The 21,956-nt window shown below is 57.8% G+C and carries 20 protein-coding genes and 1 pseudogene; 13 read left to right on the forward strand and 8 right to left on the reverse strand.

What is annotated here, in order from left to right; all coding sequences use genetic code 11:
• Positions 1-139: 139 nt before the first annotated feature.
• Positions 140-301: pseudogene (locus ACXAIC_RS21595) on the reverse strand (transposase domain-containing protein); the annotation flags it as partial.
• A 139-nt stretch (positions 302-440) separates the two neighbouring features.
• On the opposite strand from ACXAIC_RS21595, the gene ACXAIC_RS21600 reads away from it, so the two are divergent.
• Complete coding sequence (locus tag ACXAIC_RS21600; RefSeq protein WP_475185423.1) at positions 441-1,367, forward strand: type 2 periplasmic-binding domain-containing protein; 927 nt, start codon at positions 441-443, stop codon at positions 1,365-1,367.
• A gap of 103 nt (positions 1,368-1,470) precedes the next feature.
• Here ACXAIC_RS21600 and recG read toward each other — a convergent pair whose 3' ends face one another.
• On the reverse strand, positions 1,471-3,573 hold the full coding sequence (recG, locus tag ACXAIC_RS21605) for an ATP-dependent DNA helicase RecG (RefSeq protein WP_475185427.1): 2,103 nt from the start codon (positions 3,571-3,573) through the stop codon (positions 1,471-1,473).
• Positions 3,574-3,822: 249 nt separating this feature from the next.
• Here recG and ACXAIC_RS21610 point away from each other — a divergent pair, with 249 nt between their 5' ends.
• Positions 3,823-4,140: an FAD assembly factor SdhE gene (locus ACXAIC_RS21610; protein ID WP_475185429.1), complete on the forward strand. Its 318-nt coding sequence runs from the start codon at positions 3,823-3,825 to the stop codon at positions 4,138-4,140.
• An 18-nt stretch (positions 4,141-4,158) separates the two neighbouring features.
• The gene (mfd, locus tag ACXAIC_RS21615) at positions 4,159-7,644 is read left to right on the forward strand and encodes a transcription-repair coupling factor (protein ID WP_475185431.1); all 3,486 of its coding nucleotides are present in this window, start codon (positions 4,159-4,161) and stop codon (positions 7,642-7,644) included.
• A gap of 40 nt (positions 7,645-7,684) precedes the next feature.
• Here mfd and ACXAIC_RS21620 read toward each other — a convergent pair whose 3' ends face one another.
• Positions 7,685-8,365, reverse strand: coding sequence for a hypothetical protein (locus ACXAIC_RS21620; protein ID WP_475185435.1), 681 nt, complete (start codon positions 8,363-8,365; stop codon positions 7,685-7,687).
• 349 nt (positions 8,366-8,714) lie between these two features.
• Here ACXAIC_RS21620 and ACXAIC_RS21625 point away from each other — a divergent pair, with 349 nt between their 5' ends.
• From ACXAIC_RS21625 to ACXAIC_RS21670, 10 genes are all read left to right on the forward strand, one after another.
• Positions 8,715-9,062 carry an FtsB family cell division protein gene (locus tag ACXAIC_RS21625; protein WP_475185438.1) on the forward strand — a complete coding sequence of 116 codons (348 nt, stop codon included), beginning with the start codon at positions 8,715-8,717 and terminating at the stop codon, positions 9,060-9,062.
• A gap of 169 nt (positions 9,063-9,231) precedes the next feature.
• Complete coding sequence (gene pdhA / locus ACXAIC_RS21630) at positions 9,232-10,281, forward strand: pyruvate dehydrogenase (acetyl-transferring) E1 component subunit alpha (RefSeq protein WP_475185440.1); 1,050 nt, start codon at positions 9,232-9,234, stop codon at positions 10,279-10,281.
• A gap of 14 nt (positions 10,282-10,295) precedes the next feature.
• A complete protein-coding gene (locus ACXAIC_RS21635) occupies positions 10,296-11,678 on the forward strand; it encodes a pyruvate dehydrogenase complex E1 component subunit beta (protein ID WP_475185443.1) in 1,383 nt (460 codons plus the stop codon).
• 16 nt (positions 11,679-11,694) lie between these two features.
• Positions 11,695-13,029 (forward strand): pyruvate dehydrogenase complex dihydrolipoamide acetyltransferase, encoded by a 1,335-nt coding sequence (locus tag ACXAIC_RS21640; protein ID WP_475185446.1) that lies wholly within the window; start codon positions 11,695-11,697, stop codon positions 13,027-13,029.
• A gap of 72 nt (positions 13,030-13,101) precedes the next feature.
• The gene (gene lpdA / locus ACXAIC_RS21645) at positions 13,102-14,550 is read left to right on the forward strand and encodes a dihydrolipoyl dehydrogenase (protein WP_475185448.1); all 1,449 of its coding nucleotides are present in this window, start codon (positions 13,102-13,104) and stop codon (positions 14,548-14,550) included.
• 541 nt (positions 14,551-15,091) lie between these two features.
• Positions 15,092-15,343, forward strand: coding sequence for a GlsB/YeaQ/YmgE family stress response membrane protein (locus tag ACXAIC_RS21650; protein ID WP_475185452.1), 252 nt, complete (start codon positions 15,092-15,094; stop codon positions 15,341-15,343).
• A gap of 22 nt (positions 15,344-15,365) precedes the next feature.
• Positions 15,366-15,605, forward strand: coding sequence for a GlsB/YeaQ/YmgE family stress response membrane protein (locus tag ACXAIC_RS21655; RefSeq protein WP_475185453.1), 240 nt, complete (start codon positions 15,366-15,368; stop codon positions 15,603-15,605).
• Positions 15,606-15,625: 20 nt separating this feature from the next.
• Positions 15,626-16,414, forward strand: a complete 789-nt coding sequence (locus ACXAIC_RS21660; RefSeq protein WP_475185456.1) for a thioesterase family protein — start codon at positions 15,626-15,628, stop codon at positions 16,412-16,414.
• A 56-nt stretch (positions 16,415-16,470) separates the two neighbouring features.
• A complete protein-coding gene (lipA, locus tag ACXAIC_RS21665) occupies positions 16,471-17,445 on the forward strand; it encodes a lipoyl synthase (protein ID WP_475185459.1) in 975 nt (324 codons plus the stop codon).
• A gap of 31 nt (positions 17,446-17,476) precedes the next feature.
• Positions 17,477-17,929: a type II toxin-antitoxin system RatA family toxin gene (locus tag ACXAIC_RS21670; RefSeq protein WP_475185461.1), complete on the forward strand. Its 453-nt coding sequence runs from the start codon at positions 17,477-17,479 to the stop codon at positions 17,927-17,929.
• Between the two features lie 377 nt (positions 17,930-18,306).
• On the opposite strand, the gene ACXAIC_RS21675 is transcribed toward ACXAIC_RS21670, so the two are convergent.
• The 5 genes from ACXAIC_RS21675 to ACXAIC_RS21695 form a co-directional block, all read right to left on the reverse strand.
• A complete protein-coding gene (locus tag ACXAIC_RS21675; RefSeq protein ID WP_475185465.1) occupies positions 18,307-18,741 on the reverse strand; it encodes a hypothetical protein in 435 nt (144 codons plus the stop codon).
• Positions 18,742-18,851: 110 nt separating this feature from the next.
• Complete coding sequence (locus tag ACXAIC_RS21680) at positions 18,852-19,337, reverse strand: hypothetical protein (RefSeq protein ID WP_475185470.1); 486 nt, start codon at positions 19,335-19,337, stop codon at positions 18,852-18,854.
• 183 nt (positions 19,338-19,520) lie between these two features.
• Complete coding sequence (locus ACXAIC_RS21685; RefSeq protein ID WP_475185473.1) at positions 19,521-19,994, reverse strand: hypothetical protein; 474 nt, start codon at positions 19,992-19,994, stop codon at positions 19,521-19,523.
• 87 nt (positions 19,995-20,081) lie between these two features.
• The gene (locus ACXAIC_RS21690) at positions 20,082-20,606 is read right to left on the reverse strand and encodes a CinA family protein (RefSeq protein ID WP_475185476.1); all 525 of its coding nucleotides are present in this window, start codon (positions 20,604-20,606) and stop codon (positions 20,082-20,084) included.
• Positions 20,599-21,867, reverse strand: coding sequence for a bifunctional 2-C-methyl-D-erythritol 4-phosphate cytidylyltransferase/2-C-methyl-D-erythritol 2,4-cyclodiphosphate synthase (locus ACXAIC_RS21695; protein ID WP_475185479.1), 1,269 nt, complete (start codon positions 21,865-21,867; stop codon positions 20,599-20,601). Before ACXAIC_RS21695 ends, ACXAIC_RS21690 begins: the two co-directional genes overlap by 8 nt.
• Positions 21,868-21,956: the final 89 nt, after the last annotated feature.

Here is a 21,956-nt window from a genome sequence, read left to right on the forward strand (position 1 = left end):
ACCGCTTGCGCGCAGATCTCCCGCTTCTCCTCATCAGACCAACTCCGCCGTTTCTTTCGTTTGCTCATCACGCGCCTTTAAGTGTCCATTTAATTAAGCGGACACTTAACGCACCAAATCGAAAAGCGGCAGGTCGGGTTCAACGGACGCTCACGCATGAGGCGTTGATGCGGTTGATCTTGTGGACGGCGATTTGCGCCAGAACCCAGGTCAGCCAGGCTTGCGGGTCGATGTTGTTAAGTTTTGCGGTTTCGATCAGGGTATAGGCGATAGCCGCAGATTTGCCGCCGCCTTCTGAGCCCATGATCATTGAATCACAACCTTTTGATTTCACTTAACCACTTTTAGATCCGGCTCAAAAGCGTTTTATAGTCTATTTACATCAATTGGAAGCAGCTTAGTCTTAATATGACGGACTTTCAGGGGGGGGAGGCCAGAAATTGTCAATTGAAGGTGTATCTGCCCTAGATTCCGGTCTTCAACATCCAAAGAATTTGGACTTTAAAATGAAATATTTGTTTTCATTTTTCATAACATTATCCTTCTTATTCTGTTTTTTTATAGATAATGAAGCCAATGCGTCTTCAGAACCGGACAACGGCTATATTGACGAATTGATAGACGTCATCTTGGCTAAGACTGATACTCCAGATGCCGCCAAACGCCGTGTCATTGAACGAACAGACGTGTCGCGTGGTAGAAAATTGGCGGCTTTGATTGAGGGCGAGCTTATTGAATACTCTGCGATGGCAACCAGCCCGAAATGGGAAGAAAATCTGATCACGATACGGATCCCACTAAGGAAGGGATTGCAGGGGTACCGTCTCTTTTTCATAAGGCAGCGTGATCAGGAGACCCTAAAAAAGATTAATTCAATTCAGGACTTTAAAAAACTTCCTACTGGGTCCGGGACACAATGGTCCACTCGATTGCCGATGGAGCAGGCGGAATTTATCGTCATAAATGGCGATAGCAAAGAAAATCTTTTCAAGATGCTTGAGGTGGGCCGGTTTACAACTTTTGGCCGCGGAATTGACGAGATTTTTTTCGAGCACGAACAGATTCGAAATGAATTCCCGGATGTCGTTATAGATACGCATATCGCCCTGTATATCCCAACACCGACCTACATATTCGTCTCGCCCAAACGTCCGGATCTGGCAAAAAGATTTGAAGATGGTCTGCGCAAAATGATGCAAGATGGTTCTTTTGACGAAATTTTCTACAAGTACTTTGCAGATGATCTGAAAAAAGCCGGTCTCCATAAACGGAAGATATTTCAAATACCAAATCCGGCTCTTACTCCAGATACGCCTTTGGAAACGCCAGAATACTGGCTAGACCCCGCAGCCCAGCCGCCGTCGTAAAGCGGAACCTTTATGCACTGAATCAAATGTGATGTGACATTGGATTTTGGGTTTGATTCAAGCTTTCCAGCAATGGAGGGTGATTTGTTGGGCCGGGCATTCGTCAGCCTGCCCGGAGCAATCGTATCGCGGCATCTCGCCCGAAGAGATAGAGCAGGCAGCGCAAGGCTTTACCCCGGTCTGTCTCAAGATCCGGGTCGGTTTCCAGGATCAGTCTGGCGTCGTCCCTGGCCACTTCCATAAGGTCGGCATGGTCCTCTGCCCGGGCGATGCGGAACCCGGGCGTTCCCGATTGGCGGGTGCCGAGGATTTCGCCGCCGCCGCGCAGTTTCAGATCTTCCTCGGCAATCAGAAAGCCGTCATTGGTTTCCCGCATGATGTTCAGCCGTGCGCCCGCCGTTTCTCCAAGCGGCCCCTTGTAAAGAAGGACACAGGAGGACGGTTTGTCCCCCCGGCCGACGCGGCCCCTGAGCTGGTGGAGCTGGGCGAGACCAAACCGTTCTGCATGTTCGATGACGATGATGGTAGCATCCGGAACGTCAACGCCCACTTCAATGACGGTGGTCGCGACCAGAACCTTCGTGTCTCCGCCTTTGAACGCGGCCATGGCCGCGTCTTTTTCCTCTGCGCTCATGCGTCCATGCACCAGGGAAATGCGCCGGCCCAGGGCATGTTCCAGAACCCGGTGCCGGTCTTCCACGGCGGCAAGGTCGATTTTTTCCGATTCCTCCACGAGTGGGCACACCCAATAGACTTTTTGCCCGTCCTGAATGGCGGCGCCCACCCGCGAGATGATTTCGTCCAGCCGGTCGAGGGACACGGAAACGGTTTTGACCGGTTTGCGTCCGGCCGGTTTTCCGGTCAGGCGCGAGACATCCATATCGCCGAAACAGGTGAGCACCAGTGTGCGCGGGATCGGGGTTGCCGTCATCACCAGCACGTCAACGCCTTCTCCCTTGCCGGACAAAGCGAGGCGCTGATGCACCCCGAATCTGTGCTGCTCGTCCACAACCACCAGCCCCAGGTCCTTGAAAGAGACAGAGCCTTGAAACAGGGCATGAGTGCCAACCACAAGATCGATCTCGCCCTGATCCAGTTTTTCCTGCAATAGCCGCCGCGTTTTCTGGCTGTCCTTGCCGGTCATGAGCGCCAGCCGGATCCCGGTCCGGCTGCAAATCGCTTCCATCGACGCAAAATGCTGGCGGGCCAGAATTTCAGTCGGGGCCATCAGAGCGCCTTGTGCGCCGGTTTCAATTACCTGGGCAAGGGCGGCGAGGGCGACCACGGTTTTCCCGGCGCCGACATCCCCCTGAAGCAGCCGCAACATGCGCGTCGGTTCGGCGAGATCCCCGTTGATCTCTTCAATCGCCTTGGATTGGCTGCCGGTGAGTTGAAAGGGCAGGGCGTTGATGACGGCCTGTTGCAGCTTGCCTTCGGGTGTGCGGGCGATGCCGCCGAGCGTGCGCATGTTGGCCCGCACAAGCGCAAGGGCAAGCTGACTGGCCAGCAATTCATCATAGGCAAGGCGCTGCAGATAGGGGGATTGCGGCTCGGTGTCCTGGCGGTCCTTGGGTTCGTGGAGCGTGCGCAGGGCGTCGTTGAAATCCGGCCAGCCGGTTTGGTGCAGATAGGCCTCGTTCAACCATTCGGGCAAAACGGGCACGCGGTCCAGCGCAGCGCGCATGGCCTTTTGCAGGGTTTTGGAGGCAAGGCCTGCCATCAGCGGATAGACCGGTTCGATGGCCGGCATGTCTGCCGCTTCTTCCGGTTTCAGGGAATAGTCCGGGTGGACCATCTGCGGCCGTTCATTGAACCACTCCACCTTGCCGGATACGATCCGCCGCTCCCCTTCCGGGAAGGTTTTTTCCAGCCAGTCCCGGCGTGGATGAAAGAAGACAAAAGTAATCTGGCCCGTATCGTCATGCGCGCTGATCCGGTAGGGCGCTTTTGAGTGGCGCGGCGGGGCATGATGCTGGCCGACTGTTACGTCCAGGGTGACGATGTCACCATTTTCCGAATAGGCGATACCCGGCCTGTGGCGCCGGTCGATCAGGCTGTGGGGCACATGAAACAAAAGATCGGCAACTGTTGCATCCCGGTCCGGCTGGCCGCCGACAAGGGCGGAGACCAGTTTGGCGATTTTCGGCCCGATGCCCGGAAGGGTCGAGACGGGGGCAAATAGCGGATCAAGAACGGGTGGGCGCATCTTGTATAACTGACAGGCTCTTTCAGGCGGCGCGGCTTCAGCGCCTCATCTCTGTTCTTGCATGAAGTGGAAGACGCACGCAATAAGGGGAACAATAAGTGAACAAATATCTGAACCAATTTTCGACAAGGCCCTGACAAGCCAGCTTGCTGGCGTTATATAACCGTCACGATTTTTCCGGACCGGTGGCCCTGTTAAGAGACTGTGCTCTCCAGATCCTTCCGGCGCATCTTTGAAAATAGGCTGACGATGTCCGATACGACCGGCAAACCAAGTGATGACCCGAGCAGCGCCCGGCCGCCCAGGGTAAAGAGGATCCTGTTCCGCTGCTGGCACCGGGGCATGAAAGAGATGGACCTTCTGCTGGGGGGCTTTGCAAACGCGCAGATCGATACTCTGACAGAAGAGGAGCTGCGCGAGCTGGAGCATCTGCTCACCGCCCATGACCAGGACCTTTATGCCTGGATGACAGGCCGCAAACCTTTGCCCGTGGAGTGGGACGGCCCGCTTTACCGCCGGATCATCGCTTATCACGAAACGGCCGGCCCCGCCGGGATAACGCAATAAGAATAAGGACTTATCTTGGTGTTTGACAGGCTGCTCAAGGACCTGGCCAATGTAACTGTGGCCGGGGTGCCCGATGGCGCTGAAAGCTATGCGCTGGCGCGGCTTCTGGCGGAAAGCAAGGCGGACGGGCTGGCGCTTGTTTTTGTGGCGCGCGATGCCACCCGCATGGCCATGATCAGCGAAGCGCTCGGTTTCTTTGAACCTGAGGCGAATATCCTTCAGCTGCCGGCCTGGGACTGTCTGCCCTATGACCGGGTGTCACCGAACCCGGCAATCAGCGCGCGGCGCCTGATGGCACTCGGCCAATTGGCACGCGGCGTGTCCGGCCCCGGCAAGACGGTTCTCTTGACCACGCTGAATGCTGCCGTGCAGCGCCTGCCGGAATGCAGTTTCATGGCCGAACAGACTTTCGCCATGGCGCCTGGCAATCAGATTGATATGACTGCGATTGCCAACTGGCTGGAAATGAACGGATTTTCCCGCACACCGACCGTGCGTGAGACCGGGGAGTTTGCGGTGCGCGGCGGCATTGTCGACCTGTTCGCGCCCGGAACTGAGGAGCCTGTCCGGCTGGATTTTTTTGGTGACACGCTGGAATCGATCCGCTCATTCAATGCCGAGACCCAGCGCACATCCAAACAGCTCAAGAGGCTGGATCTGGTGCCGATGAGCGAAGTGGTCCTCTCGGACGAGGCCATCTCGCGGTTCCGCCGGTCCTATCTGGCCGGTTTTGGCGCCGCCAGCCGGGAGGATGTGCTCTACCAGTCGATCAGCGACGGCCGCCGCTATGCGGGTATGGAACATTGGCTGCCCCTGTTTCATGACCGTCTGGAGACCCTGTTTGACTATATCGGGGACACTCCGATCGTGCTCGACACCAGCATGGCCGACGCGGTGCGCGAGCGGACCGAGCAGATCGGTGAACATTACAAGGCCCGTCAGGATGCCCGCGACATGGGCGCCAGTTCCGGAACGGTTCCCTATATGCCGATCGAACCGGATAGCCTCTATCTGACAGAGCGGGAATGGACCGGGATGATTGCCGATAGGGCAAGCGCTGCGCTCGATCCGTTTACGCCGCCACCAGGCTCGGGAAAGACAGTCGTCGAACTTGGCGGGCGCCAGGGACGGAGCTTTGCTGCGGAACGGGCCGCGGGAGACGTCAATATTTTCGATGCCTTGACCTCCCATGTGCGCGATCTGCAAGGGCAGGGCAAACGCACGGTCATCGCCTGCTGGTCAGAAGGCTCACGGGACCGGCTGGGACAGATACTGGGCGACCATGGACTTGGCTCCGTTCAGGAGGTTGCCACGCTCAAGGACGTGGAAGGCCTGTCTGCCAGAACCTCTGCGCTCTGTGTGCTCGGCATTGAGCACGGGTTCGAACTGAAGGATGTTGCGTTCATCGGCGAACAGGACATTCTGGGCGACCGGCTGGTGCGCAAGTCCCGGCGCAAGGCCAAGGGCGCGAATGTCATTACCGAGGCCACCGGTCTTTCTGAAGGCGATCTGGTTGTCCATGTGGATCACGGCATTGGCCGCTTTATCGGTCTGAAGACCATTGAGGCTGTGGGGGCACCGCATGATTGCCTTGAACTGCAATATGCGGGCAGCGACAAGCTGTATCTTCCTGTTGAAAACATTGAGCTTTTGTCGCGCTACGGCTCGGAAGACCAGGAGGCCCAGCTGGACAAGCTGGGCGGCGGTGCTTGGCAGGCGCGCAAGGCCAAACTCAAGAAGCGCATTCTGGAAATCGCCGACGGCCTTATCAAGACCGCAGCGGCCCGGGCGCTTAAAACCGCGCCGGTGGTGGAGACCCCGGACGGGGTCTATGACGAATTTGCAACCCGTTTTCCTTATGAGGAAACCGATGACCAGCTGACCGCGATTGATTCCGTCTTCGAGGATCTGTCTTCCGGGCGGCCCATGGACCGGCTGGTTTGCGGCGATGTTGGCTTTGGCAAGACGGAAGTGGCGCTGCGAGCGGCCTTCATTGCTGCCATGTCCGGACGGCAGGTGGCCGTTGTTGTGCCCACCACCTTGCTGGCCCGCCAGCATTTCAAGACCTTTTCGGAACGGTTTCACGGCCTGCCGATCAACGTGGCCCATGCGTCCCGGCTCGTGCCAGCAAAGCAGCTGACCCAGACCAAAAAAGGGGTTGCTGACGGGTCGGTCGACATTGTGGTCGGTACCCATGCGCTGCTGGGCAAATCGATCAGCTTCCGGGATCTGGGGCTTTTGATTATCGACGAGGAGCAGCATTTCGGGGTGAAACACAAGGAACGGCTGAAAGAGCTGAAGTCGGACGTTCATGTGCTGACCCTGTCGGCAACCCCCATTCCCCGCACGCTCCAGCTTGCCTTGACCGGCGTGCGGGAACTTTCGCTGATTGCCACGCCGCCGGTGGACCGGCTGGCGGTGCGCACATTCGTCTCGCCCTTTGATCCGCTGGTGGTGCGCGAAGCCTTGCTGCGGGAGCATTACCGGGGTGGGCAGAGCTTTTATGTCTGTCCGCGTCTGTCGGATCTGGCCGAGCGCCAGGCATTTCTGGAAGAGCAGGTGCCGGAACTCAAAGTGGCCGTTGCCCATGGTCAGATGCCTCCGGGTGAATTGGAGGACGTGATGAATGCCTTTTATGAGGGCAAGTACAACGTCCTTCTGTCCACCACCATTGTGGAATCCGGGCTGGACATTCCAACGGCCAACACGCTGATCGTGCACCGTGCAGATATGTTCGGCCTTGCACAGCTCTATCAGCTGCGCGGCCGGGTGGGCCGGTCCAAGACCCGTGCCTATGCACTCTTTACGGTTCCGGCCAACAAGACGCTGACCACCACGGCTGAACGGCGCTTGAAGGTGCTGCAATCCCTTGAAACACTCGGCGCCGGGTTCCAGCTGGCGAGTCATGATCTCGACATTCGCGGGGCCGGAAATCTGCTGGGCGAGGAACAGTCCGGCCATATCAAGGAGGTCGGATTCGAGCTTTATCAGCAGATGCTGGAAGAAGCGGTGGCCCAGTTGAAGGATGGCGGCGCCGAGACCGGCGAGGAGCAGTGGTCACCGCAAATCAATATCGGCACGCCGGTGCTGATCCCGGATGACTATGTCGCGGACCTGCAATTGCGGCTCCAGCTCTATCGGCGCCTCGGGGACGTGACGGAGGCCGAGGAGATTGATGCCTTTGGTGCAGAACTGATCGACCGGTTCGGTCCGCTGCCCGACGAGGTCCAGCATCTCTTGAAGATCGTCTACATCAAGGGGCTGTGCCGCAAGGCCAATGTGGAGAAGGTGGATGCGGGGCCGAAGGGCATGGTGATCAGCTTCCGCAACAGCGAGTTCTCCAACCCGGCCGGCCTTGTCGGTTATATCGCCGAGCAGGGTGTTCTGGCCAAGATCCGGCCGGACCAGAAGGTTGTGCTCAGCCGCGACTGGGAGCGGACCGAAGCCAGGCTGAAGGGCACGGCAACTGTTCTGACCAAACTGGTGCGGCTGGCGGCGGCTTAGGATCTTTGGTCCGTTCAGCGGGGGGCAGTGAACAGATTGTCTACGGTTTGGGGTTCCAGACGGGTGTCTGGTTCTCAAGGGTCAGTACCGGAGCCGCCGGGTCGATCCAGGGAGCGCGACCGTCTTCAAAGCTGACATCGGTGAAGATGATCAACGGGATCAAATCGAATGGGTTTCTTGCCGGGCTTGAAAGGGTCAGCCGGATTGCGTTGGTTTCCCTCTGGAACCCGTCTTGAAATGCTAGGACGGCAAAGACATGTCCCGACTGCTCGTAGCCCCTCATGAGATAGATACCTGAGTTGAAGGTGTATTTGCCGACGTCAACCCAGCCCCCCGCCTTTGCAGCCTTGTCGAGGTCTTCCATCAAGCCGCTCCTGCCAAGGTGCGGATAGCCGCCGATTGACTTTTCCGGCCGCCTCAGGGCAAACGTTACTGTTGCTTTGGGAAAATCCTCCCGCAGGAATGCAAGGAGCGGCGCCCAATATGACAGCAGTACTGTATTTTCTGCGTCAGATACCTGCCAGTCCTCCTGTAGGACGATCTGCGGCGGCAAAACGGGAACCTCGACAGAAGTGTCCGGGAACAGCCGGGAGAACACGTGTTTGTCGAGCACTGCCAGCGTGATCCCAGCTGAGACCACTGCCCCAAACACGATACCGGACAGGTGAGCAGCTAAACGCATGTTTTTCTTCCTTGAAAAGTTGTCAATGAAATCAATCAAGCGCAGCGAGGGGCTTTCAGCTTTCGAGGCGCATGTGCCTGAAAGACCGAAAGAAGGACATGAACCGGGTTCCTCAGCGTTGTTTGCCTAGAAACCGGCCCAGATTGTGGCGTTGGAGTCTTAGACCGGCAGATACCCTGCCTATGGCACCCCGGGCAGGATCTGCTCCTTTGAGCTCAAGTTTGCCCGGTCCGGTTTCCGATGGCGCTCCGGCAAAGGAGGCGGTCCCCGGTCTCCGGCTTCCCGCATTTTGGGTTGGATTTGAGTCGTCATCTCAAGACTCTATTAAACCTAACGGCGCATAGTGCTGGAACAAAGAGACCAGAGTATAGCGTTAAGGTCCGATAGAGTGCCCCGAGCTGCCACACGTCAGAGAAAACAGTCTTTTCTGCGCCGTCTTGTTACACCTGCAATTGCCATTGCAGCCCTTGGTTATTTCGGGTTCCACGCCATGAGCGGAGAGCTTGGCCTAGTCGGTCGGGCGATGATCGAAAGCCAAGTGTCAGAACTGGAATCAGAACTGGCTGTTCTTTCTGCTGAGCGCAAAGATCTCGTTGCCCGGGTCAGTCTTCTGCGCCCCGAAAGCCTGGATCCGGATATGCTGGATGAACGGGCCCGCCTCAATCTCAATCTGGTTCATACGGACGAGCTCGTGGTGCTTCGCCCTGGCCATCATTATAGTATGAACTTAAAGTAAGTTGATTTTCCAAATTTAACATAATTCAAGTTAAGTGTCTAAAAATCTCGTCTATTCAATAAGATAACTTGATCTCATCCGCCAAAAACGACAGATTGGATTGACAGGAGCAACAGGATAAGTTGCACCTACCTGTCTTAGGGGAAACGTCACGCCGAGATTGAGGGTTATGGCCACAGCATCAAAGACCAATGCCGCTAGCTCGAAGAGCACAAGCCGGACCCGCGGTTCCGCCAGTAAGGCGCAACCTGCGATCGCAGAGTTCGACAAGGATGAAGAACTTCACGCTTACCGCGAAATGCTTCTGATCCGCCGATTTGAGGAAAAAGCCGGGCAATTATACGGCATGGGCCTCATCGGCGGATTTTGTCATTTGTATATCGGGCAGGAAGCTGTCGTGGTCGGTATGCAGATGGCCAAGAAGGACGGCGATCAGATGATCACCGGCTACCGCGACCATGGTCACATGCTGGCAATGGATCTTGATCCGGGTGCTGTCATGGCCGAGTTGACCGGGCGCCGGGGCGGCCTGTCAAAGGGCAAGGGTGGCTCCATGCACATGTTCTCCAAGGAGAAGCATTTCTATGGTGGCCATGGCATCGTGGGGGCCCAGGTCTCGCTAGGAACCGGGCTGGGTTTCGCTAACAAGTATCGCGAAAACGGCAACGTTGCGATGGCGTTTTTCGGCGACGGTGCGTCCAACCAGGGCCAGGTCTATGAGAGCTTCAATATGGCGGAGCTATGGAAGCTGCCTGTTGTCTATGTGATCGAGAACAACAAATACGGCATGGGCACCAGCGTCAGCCGGGCGTCGGCTACGACGGATCTTTCCCAGCGCGGCGCGTCCTTCGGAATTCCGGGCGAGCAGGTGGACGGTATGGATGTGCGCGCCGTTAAGGCCGCCTCCGACAAGGCACTGTCCTGGTGCCGCGAAGGCAAGGGTCCTTACATTCTGGAGATGATCACCTACCGCTATCGCGGTCACTCCATGTCCGACCCGGCGAAATACCGGTCCAAGGACGAAGTGCAAAAGATGCGGACCGAGCACGACCCGATCGAGCAGGTGCGCTCCCGCCTGATTCACAACGGCTGGGCAAGTGAAGACGACCTCAAGTCCATCGACAAGGATGTGCGCGCGAAGGTCGCCGAAGCTGCGGAATTTGCTCAGAACGATCCGGAACCGGACGTTTCTGAACTCTATACCGACATCTTGCTGTAACGCCGGGGGAAAATATGCCTGTAGATATTTTGATGCCGGCGCTGTCGCCGACAATGGAAGAAGGGAAGCTTGCGAAGTGGTTGAAAGCCGAAGGCGATACCGTTTCCGCAGGTGATGTGATTGCCGAGATCGAAACCGACAAGGCCACGATGGAAGTGGAAGCGGTTGACGAGGGCACGCTTGGCAAGATCCTGGTCCCCGAGGGAACAGACAACGTCAAGGTCAACGAGAAAATCGCCGTCCTTCTGGGCGAAGGCGAAGACGCCAGCGCCATGGATACGGCCGCAGCAGCTCCGGCCGCCGCGCCCGCACCGGCAAGTCCGGCGGCTGCAGCTCCTTCAGCCGCACCTGCTGCCCCCGCACCGGTCACCTCTGAGCCCGCGTCTGACCCGGAAGTTCCGGAAGGAACGGCGATGAAGAGCTCAACGGTCCGTGAAGCCCTGCGTGATGCCATGGCCGAGGAAATGCGCCGGGACGCGGATGTCTTCGTCATGGGCGAGGAAGTGGCCGAGTATCAGGGCGCCTACAAGATCACCCAGGGGCTTCTGGATGAATTCAGTGCCAAGCGCGTCATTGATACGCCGATTACCGAACACGGCTTTGCCGGTCTAGGTGTCGGGGCGGCTATGGCAGGCCTGAAACCCATTGTAGAGTTCATGACCTTCAACTTCGCCATGCAGGCGATTGACCAGATCATCAACTCCGCTGCCAAGACGCTCTATATGTCCGGTGGCCAGATGGGCGCGCCAATTGTTTTCCGCGGCCCGAACGGGGCAGCGGCCCGTGTCGGCGCGCAGCATTCCCAGGACTATGCGTCCTGGTATGCCCATGTGCCGGGTCTGAAAGTGGTCCAGCCTTATTCCGCAGCGGATGCCAAGGGCCTGTTGAAGGCAGCGATCCGGGATCCGAACCCGGTGATCTTCCTGGAAAACGAGATCCTCTACGGCCACTCCTTTGACATTCCGGATATGGAAGACTTTGTCCTGCCGATCGGCAAGGCCAAGGTGGAACGGGGCGGCACGGATGTCACGCTGGTCTCCTGGGGCATCGGCATGACCTATACGCTGCAGGCAGCTGAGGAACTGGCGGCCATGGGCATTTCCGCAGAGGTGATCAACCTGCGCACCATCCGCCCTCTCGACATAGACACTGTTCTGGCCTCCGTTCGCAAGACGGGGCGGATTGTCACCATCGAGGAAGCCTACCCGATGTGTTCGGTGTCTTCCGAAATCGCCTATCAGGTTCAGGAAAAAGCCTTCGATTATCTCGATGCGCCGATCCTTCGGGTGACCGGTAAGGACGTTCCGATGCCCTATGCCGCAAATCTTGAAAAGCTCGCGCTGCCGAGCGTTCCGGAAGTCATCGATGCGGTCAAGGCCGTGACCTACACAGCCTGAGGCGAGGGAGACGGACATGCCAATCAATATCACCATGCCGGCCCTTTCCCCGACCATGGAAGAGGGCAATCTGGCCAAATGGCTGGTCAAGGAAGGCGATCAGGTTGCTGCGGGCGATGTGATCGCCGAGATTGAAACCGACAAGGCCACGATGGAAGTCGAAGCAGTGGATGAAGGCACGGTCGGAAAGATCGTCGTGCCCGAAGGCTCTGCGGGCGTGAAGGTCAACGCGCTGATTGCCGTTCTGCTTGAGGACGGCGAGGAGGCCAGTGCCATCGATACGTCCGGTGGCGCGGCTCCGGCGCCTGCTGCAGCGTCTGCAACAGCCCCGGCAACTGCCGCTGCATCGGCTCCGTCTGCTGCTCCGGCGGCAGCGCCCGCCGGACCGGCTCCTGTAGCCGCAGACGGCGTGCGTCTGTTTGCCTCGCCTTTGGCCCGGCGTCTCGCCAAGCTGAACAGCCTGGATCTAAACGCCCTGTCTGGCACCGGGCCCCATGGCCGTATCGTCAAGCGCGACATTGAGGCGGCGATTGCCACTGGAACCGGCAAGGCAGCTCAGGTGGCAGAAGCGCCCAAGGTGGCTGCTGCCGCTCCGGCGCCTGTCTCCGGCCCGTCTGCGGATCAGGTGCTCAAGCTCTTTGACGAAGGCTCTTATGAGCTCGTGCCCCATGACGGCATGCGCAAGACCATTGCCAAGCGCTTGACGGAATCCAAGCAGACCATTCCGCATTTCTATGTGTCGGTGGACTGCGAACTGGATGCGCTTCTGGCCCTGCGGGCGCAGCTCAACGGCTCTGCTGCCACCGACAAGGATGGAAAACCGGCCTACAAGCTGTCGGTGAATGACATGATCATCAAGGCGCTTGCGCTTGCCCTGCGCGATGTTCCTGATGCAAACGTGTCCTGGACGGATGACAACATGGTTATGCACAAACATGCCGATGTGGGGGTCGCTGTGTCCATTCCGGGCGGTCTGATCACCCCGATCATCCGCCGGGCGGAAGAAAAGCCGCTTTCGGTCATTTCCAACGAAATGAAGGATCTCGGCAAGCGGGCCAAGGAACGCAAGCTGAAGCCCGAAGAGTATCAGGGCGGAACGACTGCGGTCTCCAACATGGGCATGATGGGCGTGAAGGATTTCTCGGCCGTCGTGAACCCGCCCCATGCCACCATTCTGGCGGTCGGTGCTGGTGAAAAACGCCCGGTGGTCAAGGACAACGCGCTTGCCGTGGCAACGGTTATGACCGTGACATTGTCCACCGACCACCGCTGCGTGGACGGGGCGCTCGGGGCGGAGTTGCTTGCCGCTTTCAAGGGCTACATCGAAAATCCGATGAGCATGCTGGTTTGACCCATGCTCTCCGGCGCGGCGGTAACGCCGCGCCGTTTTTGAACGATGATTTCTTTCGCCGGGGAAAACACCATGGCTGACACCAATTACGATGTGATCATCATCGGCTCCGGGCCGGGCGGGTATGTGACTGCGATCCGGTCCGCCCAGCTGGGCTTCAAGACCGCCATTGTCGAGCGCGAGCATCTTGGCGGCATCTGCCTCAACTGGGGTTGTATTCCGACCAAGGCACTGCTGCGGTCCGCTGAAATTTTCGACCATGCCAACCACGCCAAAAGCTTCGGCCTCACGCTGGAAGGCACCATGAAGGCTGACGTCAAGGACGTGGTGGCCCGCTCGCGCGGCGTGTCTGCGCGGCTGAATGGTGGCGTCGGCTTCCTGATGAAGAAGAACAAAATCGACGTGATCTGGGGTGAAGCCAAGCTCACCAAGCCGGGCGAGATTGTTGTCGGTAAGTCAACCAAGCCGGTGGTCGAGCCGCAGCACCCGGTGCCCAAGGGCGTGAAAGGCGAGGGCACCTATACGGCCAAGCACATTATTGTTGCGACTGGTGCCCGTCCGCGTGCTTTGCCGGGGATTGAGCCGGACGGCAAGCTGATCTGGACCTATTTCGAGGCCATGAAACCGGCCAAGATGCCGAAGTCTCTGGTGGTGATGGGCTCCGGTGCCATCGGCATCGAATTCGCATCCTTCTACCGCTCCATGGGTGTGGATGTGACTGTGGTCGAGCTGATGGCCAACGTGATGCCGGTGGAAGACGCGGAAATTTCGAAATTCGCCCGCAAGGCGCTGGAAAAGCGGGGTCTGAAGATCATCACGGAAGCCAAGGTGACCAAGGTCGACAAGGCGGCCAATTCCATAACAGCCCATGTGGAGACCAAGGACGGCAAGGTGAGCCAGATCACGGCGGACCATCTGATTTCCGCCGTCGGGGTTCAGGGCAATATCGAGAATATCGGTCTGGAAGCCCTTGGGGTGAAAACCGACCGGGGCTGTGTCGTCATTGACGGGTATGGGCGCACGAATGTTTCAGGTCTTTATGCCATAGGCGATGTGGCCGGACCGCCCATGCTGGCGCATAAGGCCGAGCATGAAGGTGTGATCTGCATCGAAAAGATCGCCGGTGTGCCGGATGTGCATCCGATGGACCACCGCAAGATCCCGGGCTGCACCTATTGCAATCCGCAGGTCGCCTCTGTTGGCTTCACCGAAGCCAAAGCCAAGGAGCAAGGCCGCGAGATCCGCGTCGGCCGCTACATGTTCAATGCCAACGGCAAGGCCATTGCCCTTGGTGAAGACAACGGCATGATCAAGGTGATCTTTGATAAGAAAAGCGGCGAGTTGCTGGGGGCGCATATGTGCGGCGCCGAAGTGACCGAACTGATCCAGGGCTTCGTGGTGGCCATGAACCTTGAGACCACCGAAGAAGAGTTGATGCACACGATTTTCCCGCATCCGACCCTGTCGGAGATGATGAAGGAATCTGTACTCGACGCATACGGAAAGGTTTTGAACGCCTGATTTACGAAGGCTTCGGCAAGGATCTGCCGGAGCCGTTTTCCTGCAGTTATGGAGACAGGTCTTGCTTGCTTCTATCGGCGACGCAGTGAGAGTTCTGTGTCGATGGGAAAGCTGAACGCTCAAGCCTCGTGAGGAGGTGACGTTGACTGCTTCGTTGAATGTGCTGCTTGTTTACGTTGCGAACATGGCCCGAAGACTGCTGAAACAGCAGTTTTTCACTGGGTGGCAGTCGTCCAGGGCGTCGTACCTGTTTCCGATGCCGCATTGCCGGTTCCTTGGCTCTTCCGGGTGCATTTGGAGAGGGGGAGCATGTAACCGCTACCAGCCTGCAAAGAGAAGCGCGCAAGCTCACGTCCAAGTGTATTTGGCATGCAGGAGTGGTTTTTGGACTTGGCCTTCCATAGCCTGCCAGTTTTTTGCCAATCGGCGCGTCAACGCCCTGTCTGTGAGTTGTGCTGACACATCCTTTAGCTACAGTGCTTCTATCGAAAGAGCGGAGCATGGTTCACGCGCTTAGTTGTTGGGGAAAAGGGAAAGCGAAATGGATGCAAAAGCAATTTTGATCTGGGTGGTCATCGGAGTTGTGGCCGGGTGGCTGGCAAGCTTGTTTGTCGGCGGCAGTGGGGGGCTCCTCAAATACCTTTTGACCGGTGTCATCGGAGCTTTTGTCGGCGGGTTTCTCGTCAAGGCGACCGGGATAAATATCAATCTCGGCAATGCTCTTGTGAACGAGATTATTGTGGCCGCCATCGGTGCGATTATTGTTGTTCTGATTGCCCGGGTACTGGTTTGAACAGAGAAAAGGACTATCCGCGATGGGCTTGATTGTCGCAGTTTTCATCGGCCTTGTCGCGGGCGCGGTTGCTCACCGGGTGCTTAACAGCCGGGGAGGGGGCCTCGGCAGCCTGGTGGTTGGGTTGATCGGTGCCTTGATCGGTGGAAAACTGGCGGAAATTTTCCGTCTGCAGGTTACTGGTGGCATTCTGGATCAACTGATCCTGGCCACCATTGGCGCCATTTTGTTCCTGTTTTTGTGGCGTAAGCTGCGGGGGTAATCGGAAGGACGGGAGCCTAAATGGATCAATTGTCTTCACGTGCCGCCACCCGGCTGGCTACTTATGGAACTCTTGCGCCCGGACGGGCCAATCACCATCAGCTGGCCGATATCAAGGGGCGCTGGCGCAGGGGCACGGTGCGTGGGCGGCTGGTTCAGACCGGCTGGGGAGCCGCGCTCGGGTTTCCCGGACTGGTTCTGGATTCGGAAGGCCAGACGATTGAAGTCTTTCTTTTCGAGGCCGACAGCCTTGCCGAACTTTGGGGGCGGTTGGACGCCTTTGAGGGGGATGGCTATCAACGCGTGGAAACGCTGGTTTTGACCGATGAGGGCGATGTGCCAGCCTCGATCTATGTGGTGCGAGAAGAGGATGCGCCGGGTCCTCTGGACGAGCCCGGTCTGGAGGCGTTTCCCTTAAGAACATCCGACAAGCTGCGCTATGCGGATACGGACCGGCAGGGCCACGTGAACAATGCGGTCTTCAACACGTTTCTGGAGACAGGCCGGGTCGAGCTTCTGATCGGCGGTCAATTGATGGATGAAGGTGCCGCCTTTGTGATTGCCCGGCTGGAACTTGATTTTCTGGCCGAAGTGACCTGGCCTGGCCAGGTGGAGATCGGCACTGCGGTCAAGGAGATCGGGCGCAGCTCCTTCAAACTGTTTCAGCAGGTGTTCCAGGATGGCCGGCCGGTGGCCGAAGCGGTCACCGTGATCGTCCAGATAAACGAGGTCAGCCGCAAGGCGCATGCCTTGACGGAGAAGGCCCGGCAAAGGCTGGCAACACTGGTCAGACCTGCGCTCAGCACATAGCTGGCTCACCACCATTTTGGCTTGACCTTTCAGAGAAATAACGACACTTAAGGCCCATGGTTACGATTGTCGACACGCTTAATCGCCCGAGACCGAAATCCGATGCCCGCCCGCGTCATCCGGAGAAGGAACATCGTCCGGACAATCCGGTGCAGCGCAAGCCGAAATGGATCCGTGTCAAGGCGCCGACCTCGCCGGTTTACCGGGAAACCCAGGATGTGGTGCGTCAGAACAATCTGGTAACCGTCTGTGAGGAAGCCGGCTGCCCCAATATCGGAGAATGCTGGTCCAAGAAACACGCCAGTTTCATGATCCTGGGCGACACCTGTACACGGGCCTGCGCCTTCTGCAATGTGCGCACCGGCATGCCGGGAGCCGTCGACCAGAATGAACCTCAGGGGGTGGCCGATGCGGTGGCGACCATGGGGCTGGAACATGTTGTGATCACGTCGGTTGACCGGGATGATCTGGATGACGGCGGTGCCCGCCATTTTGCCGATGTCATCCAGGCCATCCGCAAGACTGCACCGAAGACGACGGTCGAAGTGCTGACACCGGATTTTTTGCGCAAGGACGGGGCGCTGGAAATTGTGGTTGAGGCAAAGCCCGATGTGTTCAACCACAATCTTGAAACGGTTCCGTCAAAGTATCTGACCGTGCGGCCCGGTGCGCGCTATTTCCATTCCATACGCATTTTGCAGAAGGTGAAGGAACTCGATCCGGAAATGTTCACCAAATCCGGCATCATGGTCGGCCTTGGAGAAGTCCGCAACGAGGTGCTTCAGCTGATGGATGACCTCAGAGCCGCCGATGTGGATTTCCTGACTGTTGGCCAGTATCTCCAGCCGTCCAAGAAACACCACCCGGTGCTGTCCTTCGTGACGCCGGAGGAATTCAAAGGGTATGAACGGATTGCCTATGCCAAGGGCTTTTTGAAAGTCTCTGCAAGTCCGCTGACCCGCTCGTCCCACCATGCGGGGGAAGACTTCGCCGACCTTCGCGCTGCGCGCAAGGCCAAGCTCGGTCACTGAAACACGCGTCCCAAAGGCCCGGACAGTCTGCATGCCCAGTTTTTCATCCTCACATAATGTCAAGCATCCGGCGGACAAAATGTTCCGTCTTGTGGCGGATGTGGAGCAATACCCGGAATTCGTGCCTCTGTGCCAGGACCTGCATGTGCGCGGCCGCAAGGAGCTGGAGGATGGCCGCAGCGTGCTGGTGGCCGATATGACGGTGGCCTACAAGCTGTTTCGGGAAACCTTTACCAGCCGGGTGGAATTGCGCCCGGCTGAGCGCACGATTTTGGTGGAATATCTGGACGGCCCGTTCAAGCATCTTGAAAACAAATGGACCTTTGAAGAGGCTGGAGAGGGCAGCTGCACGGTCGGCTTCTATATTGCCTATGAGTTCAAGAGCCGCACGCTTGGATCCCTTATGGGCGTGATGTTCGACAAGGCCTTCCGGAAATTTTCCAGCGCTTTTGAGGCCCGGGCCGATCAGGTCTACGGCGCCTGACCTGCCTCAGAACGTCTCCTCATACCCGTTTTTGTGGTTGGCTTGCCCGCTGAAAGTGGCGGGCCGGGTGTGTCAACCAACCTCAAAAAAATAAGATCCAATGTGGCCGTCACATGTTGTGCCGCGCCGGAGCTGGCGGTGCAAGATGCCGGGGCCTGCCCGGTCAACGAGATGCTTGCCCGTCGGTTCATAAGACGCAATCGGGTGACACCGGTCCGTCCCGTCTTGCTGAGCGCCAATGAAGGCTATTTTCTGTCCGTGAACCGCCAGTCACGGGAAACGAGCCTGTTTGTGGACTGGATCAGCAGGATCGCCTCAAAAAATCCTGTCCGGTTCTCTGTGTGACCCTGCGCGTATCCTAAAGAAGGATTCTGTCTTCATTTGAATTGTTTGAAGGCGTCCCGGATCGTACGCAGGCGGCTTGATCTCATGTTCAGCGGCGCATTTTCCGCCCGCAATTTGGCAATCTCCCGCTCGGACAATCCCAGTTCTTCCAGGGTTGCGAAGGCGGTTTTATCCGAGCAGACGACGGTGCGGGTCTGACCCGTGACTTCTTCAAGAACGAGCGAATTGCCGGCTTCCGACTGTTCTTCTGTCCAAAGAACCGTCCCGGAGGACACCCAAAAAGTCCGGTCGCAATAGCGCGCCTGATAGTAGCCGGCCTTTGGCTTGGTCAGGATCTCGTGAAAGCCGGTGAATTTGCCGTTGGAGAATTGGGAACGGATGTAGAAGTCACTTTGCGCAATCGCAGTGCTCGACAGGCAAATGCAGCCTAGCACTGTTGTGGTAATCCAAGAGACAGAGTGTTTCATCCCCGATGTCCTTATGTGAGCCCATATGTGCCCCACTTGATCGAGAATAAAATCTTTAGATTACTTATTTGTTAACTTTTGCCTCGGGCTGGCTACTCGGTAGGCTCGTGTTATTCGCCCCGGAGCGATTGCGCGGCTTCATCAAGATTTTGAGGATTGAACGCCTCGCGTATGGAGGCAAAACGGTCCTCCCGTTTCTTGCTCGCGCCGTTATCATACAATTCATGCATCACGAGCCGGGGATCGTCTTCGATGCCGAGACCTTTCAGGGTCACCTGTTCTTCGGGGTGCTCGCAAATGGGCCGCCAGCCTTTCCCCCAGTTATGTTCCACCCGCACCTCGAAATTCTGCTCCACCTCAAGTTCGGTCCAGGCCACCGTCGCATACCGGACCCAGTAGGTGCGGTTGCAATAGCTGACTTCAACGAGGCCCTCGGACTTCCTTTTATAGATCTTGTGGGACCCCCGGAATGTCTGATGGCCATCTCGGGAAATGAGATAGATGTCTCCTATCTTGGGTACGTCGCTCTGGGCCATGGCGCCGCTGGCAGACAGAAGGCAAAACCCGCCTAGAAGCGTGAGAATTTTCAAGCGCATGAGATTGGTCCCCTGCAGCGGGTCTTGGGTGCCCCGAGAGGTTTTTGTTGTGACGTCCGTAGCGGCAACATAGAAGAGGTTCTTATAGAACATGTTGATTGCCGACGGTGCGTTTTACTAAAAGTTGATATAATTCGCTGGTGCTAAATTTCAGGCGGAGGGGGTGAAAGGTGCGGCGGCACATCAGCGCTCGTGGTAGCTGCCTTCGGCTTCCGCTTCTTCAGGCTCATCCGTGCCGAAAAATGATTTAATCGAGGCCAGAAGGTTCTTTTGTTTTGGGTTTTCTTCCAGACTGTTGAGATAGTCTTGGGGGCTGAGTTTGACGCCGATATCCTTCAGGGTCACCTGCTGTTCGGGGCTGGCGCAAATAGGGCGCCACCCGCGTCCTGAATTGTATTCGAGGCGGATGATATGGCCCCGTCTGGCCTCAATCTGGGACCAGGCGATCGTGCTGCCGCGTACATAATAGGAATAGGCGCAGTATTGAACCTTTCTGGTGCCGACAGAGAGCTTGGTGAAGACTTTGTGGCTGCCAACAAACGAGCCGGACGTGTTGCGGGCGATCAGAAAGTAGTCTCCCGCAAGCGGCGGGGTCTCCGCAATTGCAGATCCGCTCATACTTGCCATGACGACCAGAAGTGCCAGAAACCGCTTCATGCCTGCACGATATGTGGTTCACGCTACGGTACGTCAAGTAGTTTTTACAATGTAAAAACCTGCGTTGCAGCAAAAATTCCAGTATCGTTAACGAGTCTTTTCTGTGGTCAGGGTGTTCAAGGCAGTCCTAAGAGCGGTTTGAACTGTCTCCAGGCGGATTGACTGCCTGCCTCGGTCTGCAAACCGGCAATGCATATGATGGGTCGGCTGACCGTATCTGGCGACGGCCAGATGCACGGTGCCGACTGGTTTTTCCTCAGACCCGCCGCCCGGGCCTGCAATTCCGGTCACGGAAACAGCAATGCCGGCCTTGGAGCGGGACAGGGCTCCTTCGGCCATTGCAAGAGCGACCTCCTTGCTGACCGCGCCTTCGCGGGCGATCAGTTCGGCGGGGACGCCCAGCATCTCCGTCTTGGCCTCGTTTGAATAGGTGACGAAACCCCGGTCCACAGCGGCCGAGGACCCTGCAATGTCTGTCAGCGTGCCGCAGATGAGTCCACCGGTGCAGGATTCGGCGGTGGCAATCATGATGTCCCGGTCCTTCAAGGCGTCCAGCAGCGTTTCAGCCAGGGGGATCAGGGCACTTAAACTGGTCAAAGGGGCGTCAGTCATAGTCCGATGTCTCGTTCTCATCAAAGGGCAAGCGTACGGTGACGCTTGCAAGGGCCGCGATTCCTTCCTTGCGGCCTGTGAATCCGAGCCGTTCCGACGTGGTCGCCTTGATGGAGACCCGGGAGACCGGCAGGCCGCAAATACGTGCAACGGTTTCGCGGATCTGCGGCCGGTGCGGACCGATCTTGGGCTCTTCACATACGATGGTGACATCGATATGAGCCAGGCGGCCCCCGAGCGCTGCGACCCGCCGGATGGCATCGTCCTGAAACTGGTCTGATGCGGCGCCTTTCCAGGCTGGATCACTTGGCGGGAAATGGCTGCCGATGTCACCATCTCCAATGGCGCCGAGAGTGGCGTCGGTGATGGCATGCAGTACCACATCCGCGTCCGAGTGGCCTTTCAGCTTCCTTGTGTGGGCAATCGTGACGCCGCCGAGGATCACGGCTTCGCCGTCTTCAAAGGCATGAACGTCATAGCCGATCCCTGTGCGGACATCCTGCAGGGCGTCGAGAGAGGGGGGCTGGGAGCGGGGTTTGGTTGGGTCTGTCATGGAAGCCTGGCGGTCTGCGCGTGTAAGATCGGCGAGGGTGGTGATTTTGAAATTGTCCGGTGAGCCTTCGCACAGCTGGACGGTCAATCCGGCCCATTCGGCAAGGCCTGTATCGTCGGTAAATCCGGTTTCATGCTCATGGTCCGCTTTCAGGTGGGCGTTCAAAATGAGCTCAAACGGGAAGGCTTGCGGTGTCTGGGCAGCCCACAGGTTTGTTCTGTCGACTGTTTCCAGGCGCCCGCCGGATGTGTTTGACCGTTTCAGCGTATCTGCAACGGCAAGTGCGGCCAGGGCGCCATCTGCGCCCGTGTCCAGTGTGGTCAGAATGTCGTCCAATACCCTCAAAGGGACAAACGGGCGGGCCGCATCATGGATCAGGACAAAGTCGCAAGCTTCTGGTCTGAGCGCCTTGAGCCCTTCCAGCACGGAGGCCTGGCGGGTGGGGCCGCCAAAGGCGGCATTCAGGAGCTTGGCGCGGGTGGTGGGCGCTGTGGCTGCGGCTGCGGCGTCGAACAGGTCTTGGTCATCTGCGTGGATGACAGTCAGAATTTTTCCGATCCGAGGATGATTCGCCAAGGCTTCCAGTGTATGAGACAGCACCGGTCGGCCGCAGAGGCGTCTGTATTGCTTCGGCTGTGTGTCGCCGGGCGCCGCCAGACGGGTGCCGCGCCCCGCCGCAACAATCAGGGCGGCTGCGGTTTTGGCCATTGACGGTCTCCTTGCGGGCTGGTCCTGCATAAAACTTTGACGGTCTTTAACGAAGATCATACGTCTTTCGCAAATTTAGACTTGTTGCG

The sequence above is a fragment of the Roseibium sp. AWQ4_254 genome (assembly GCF_056161025.1).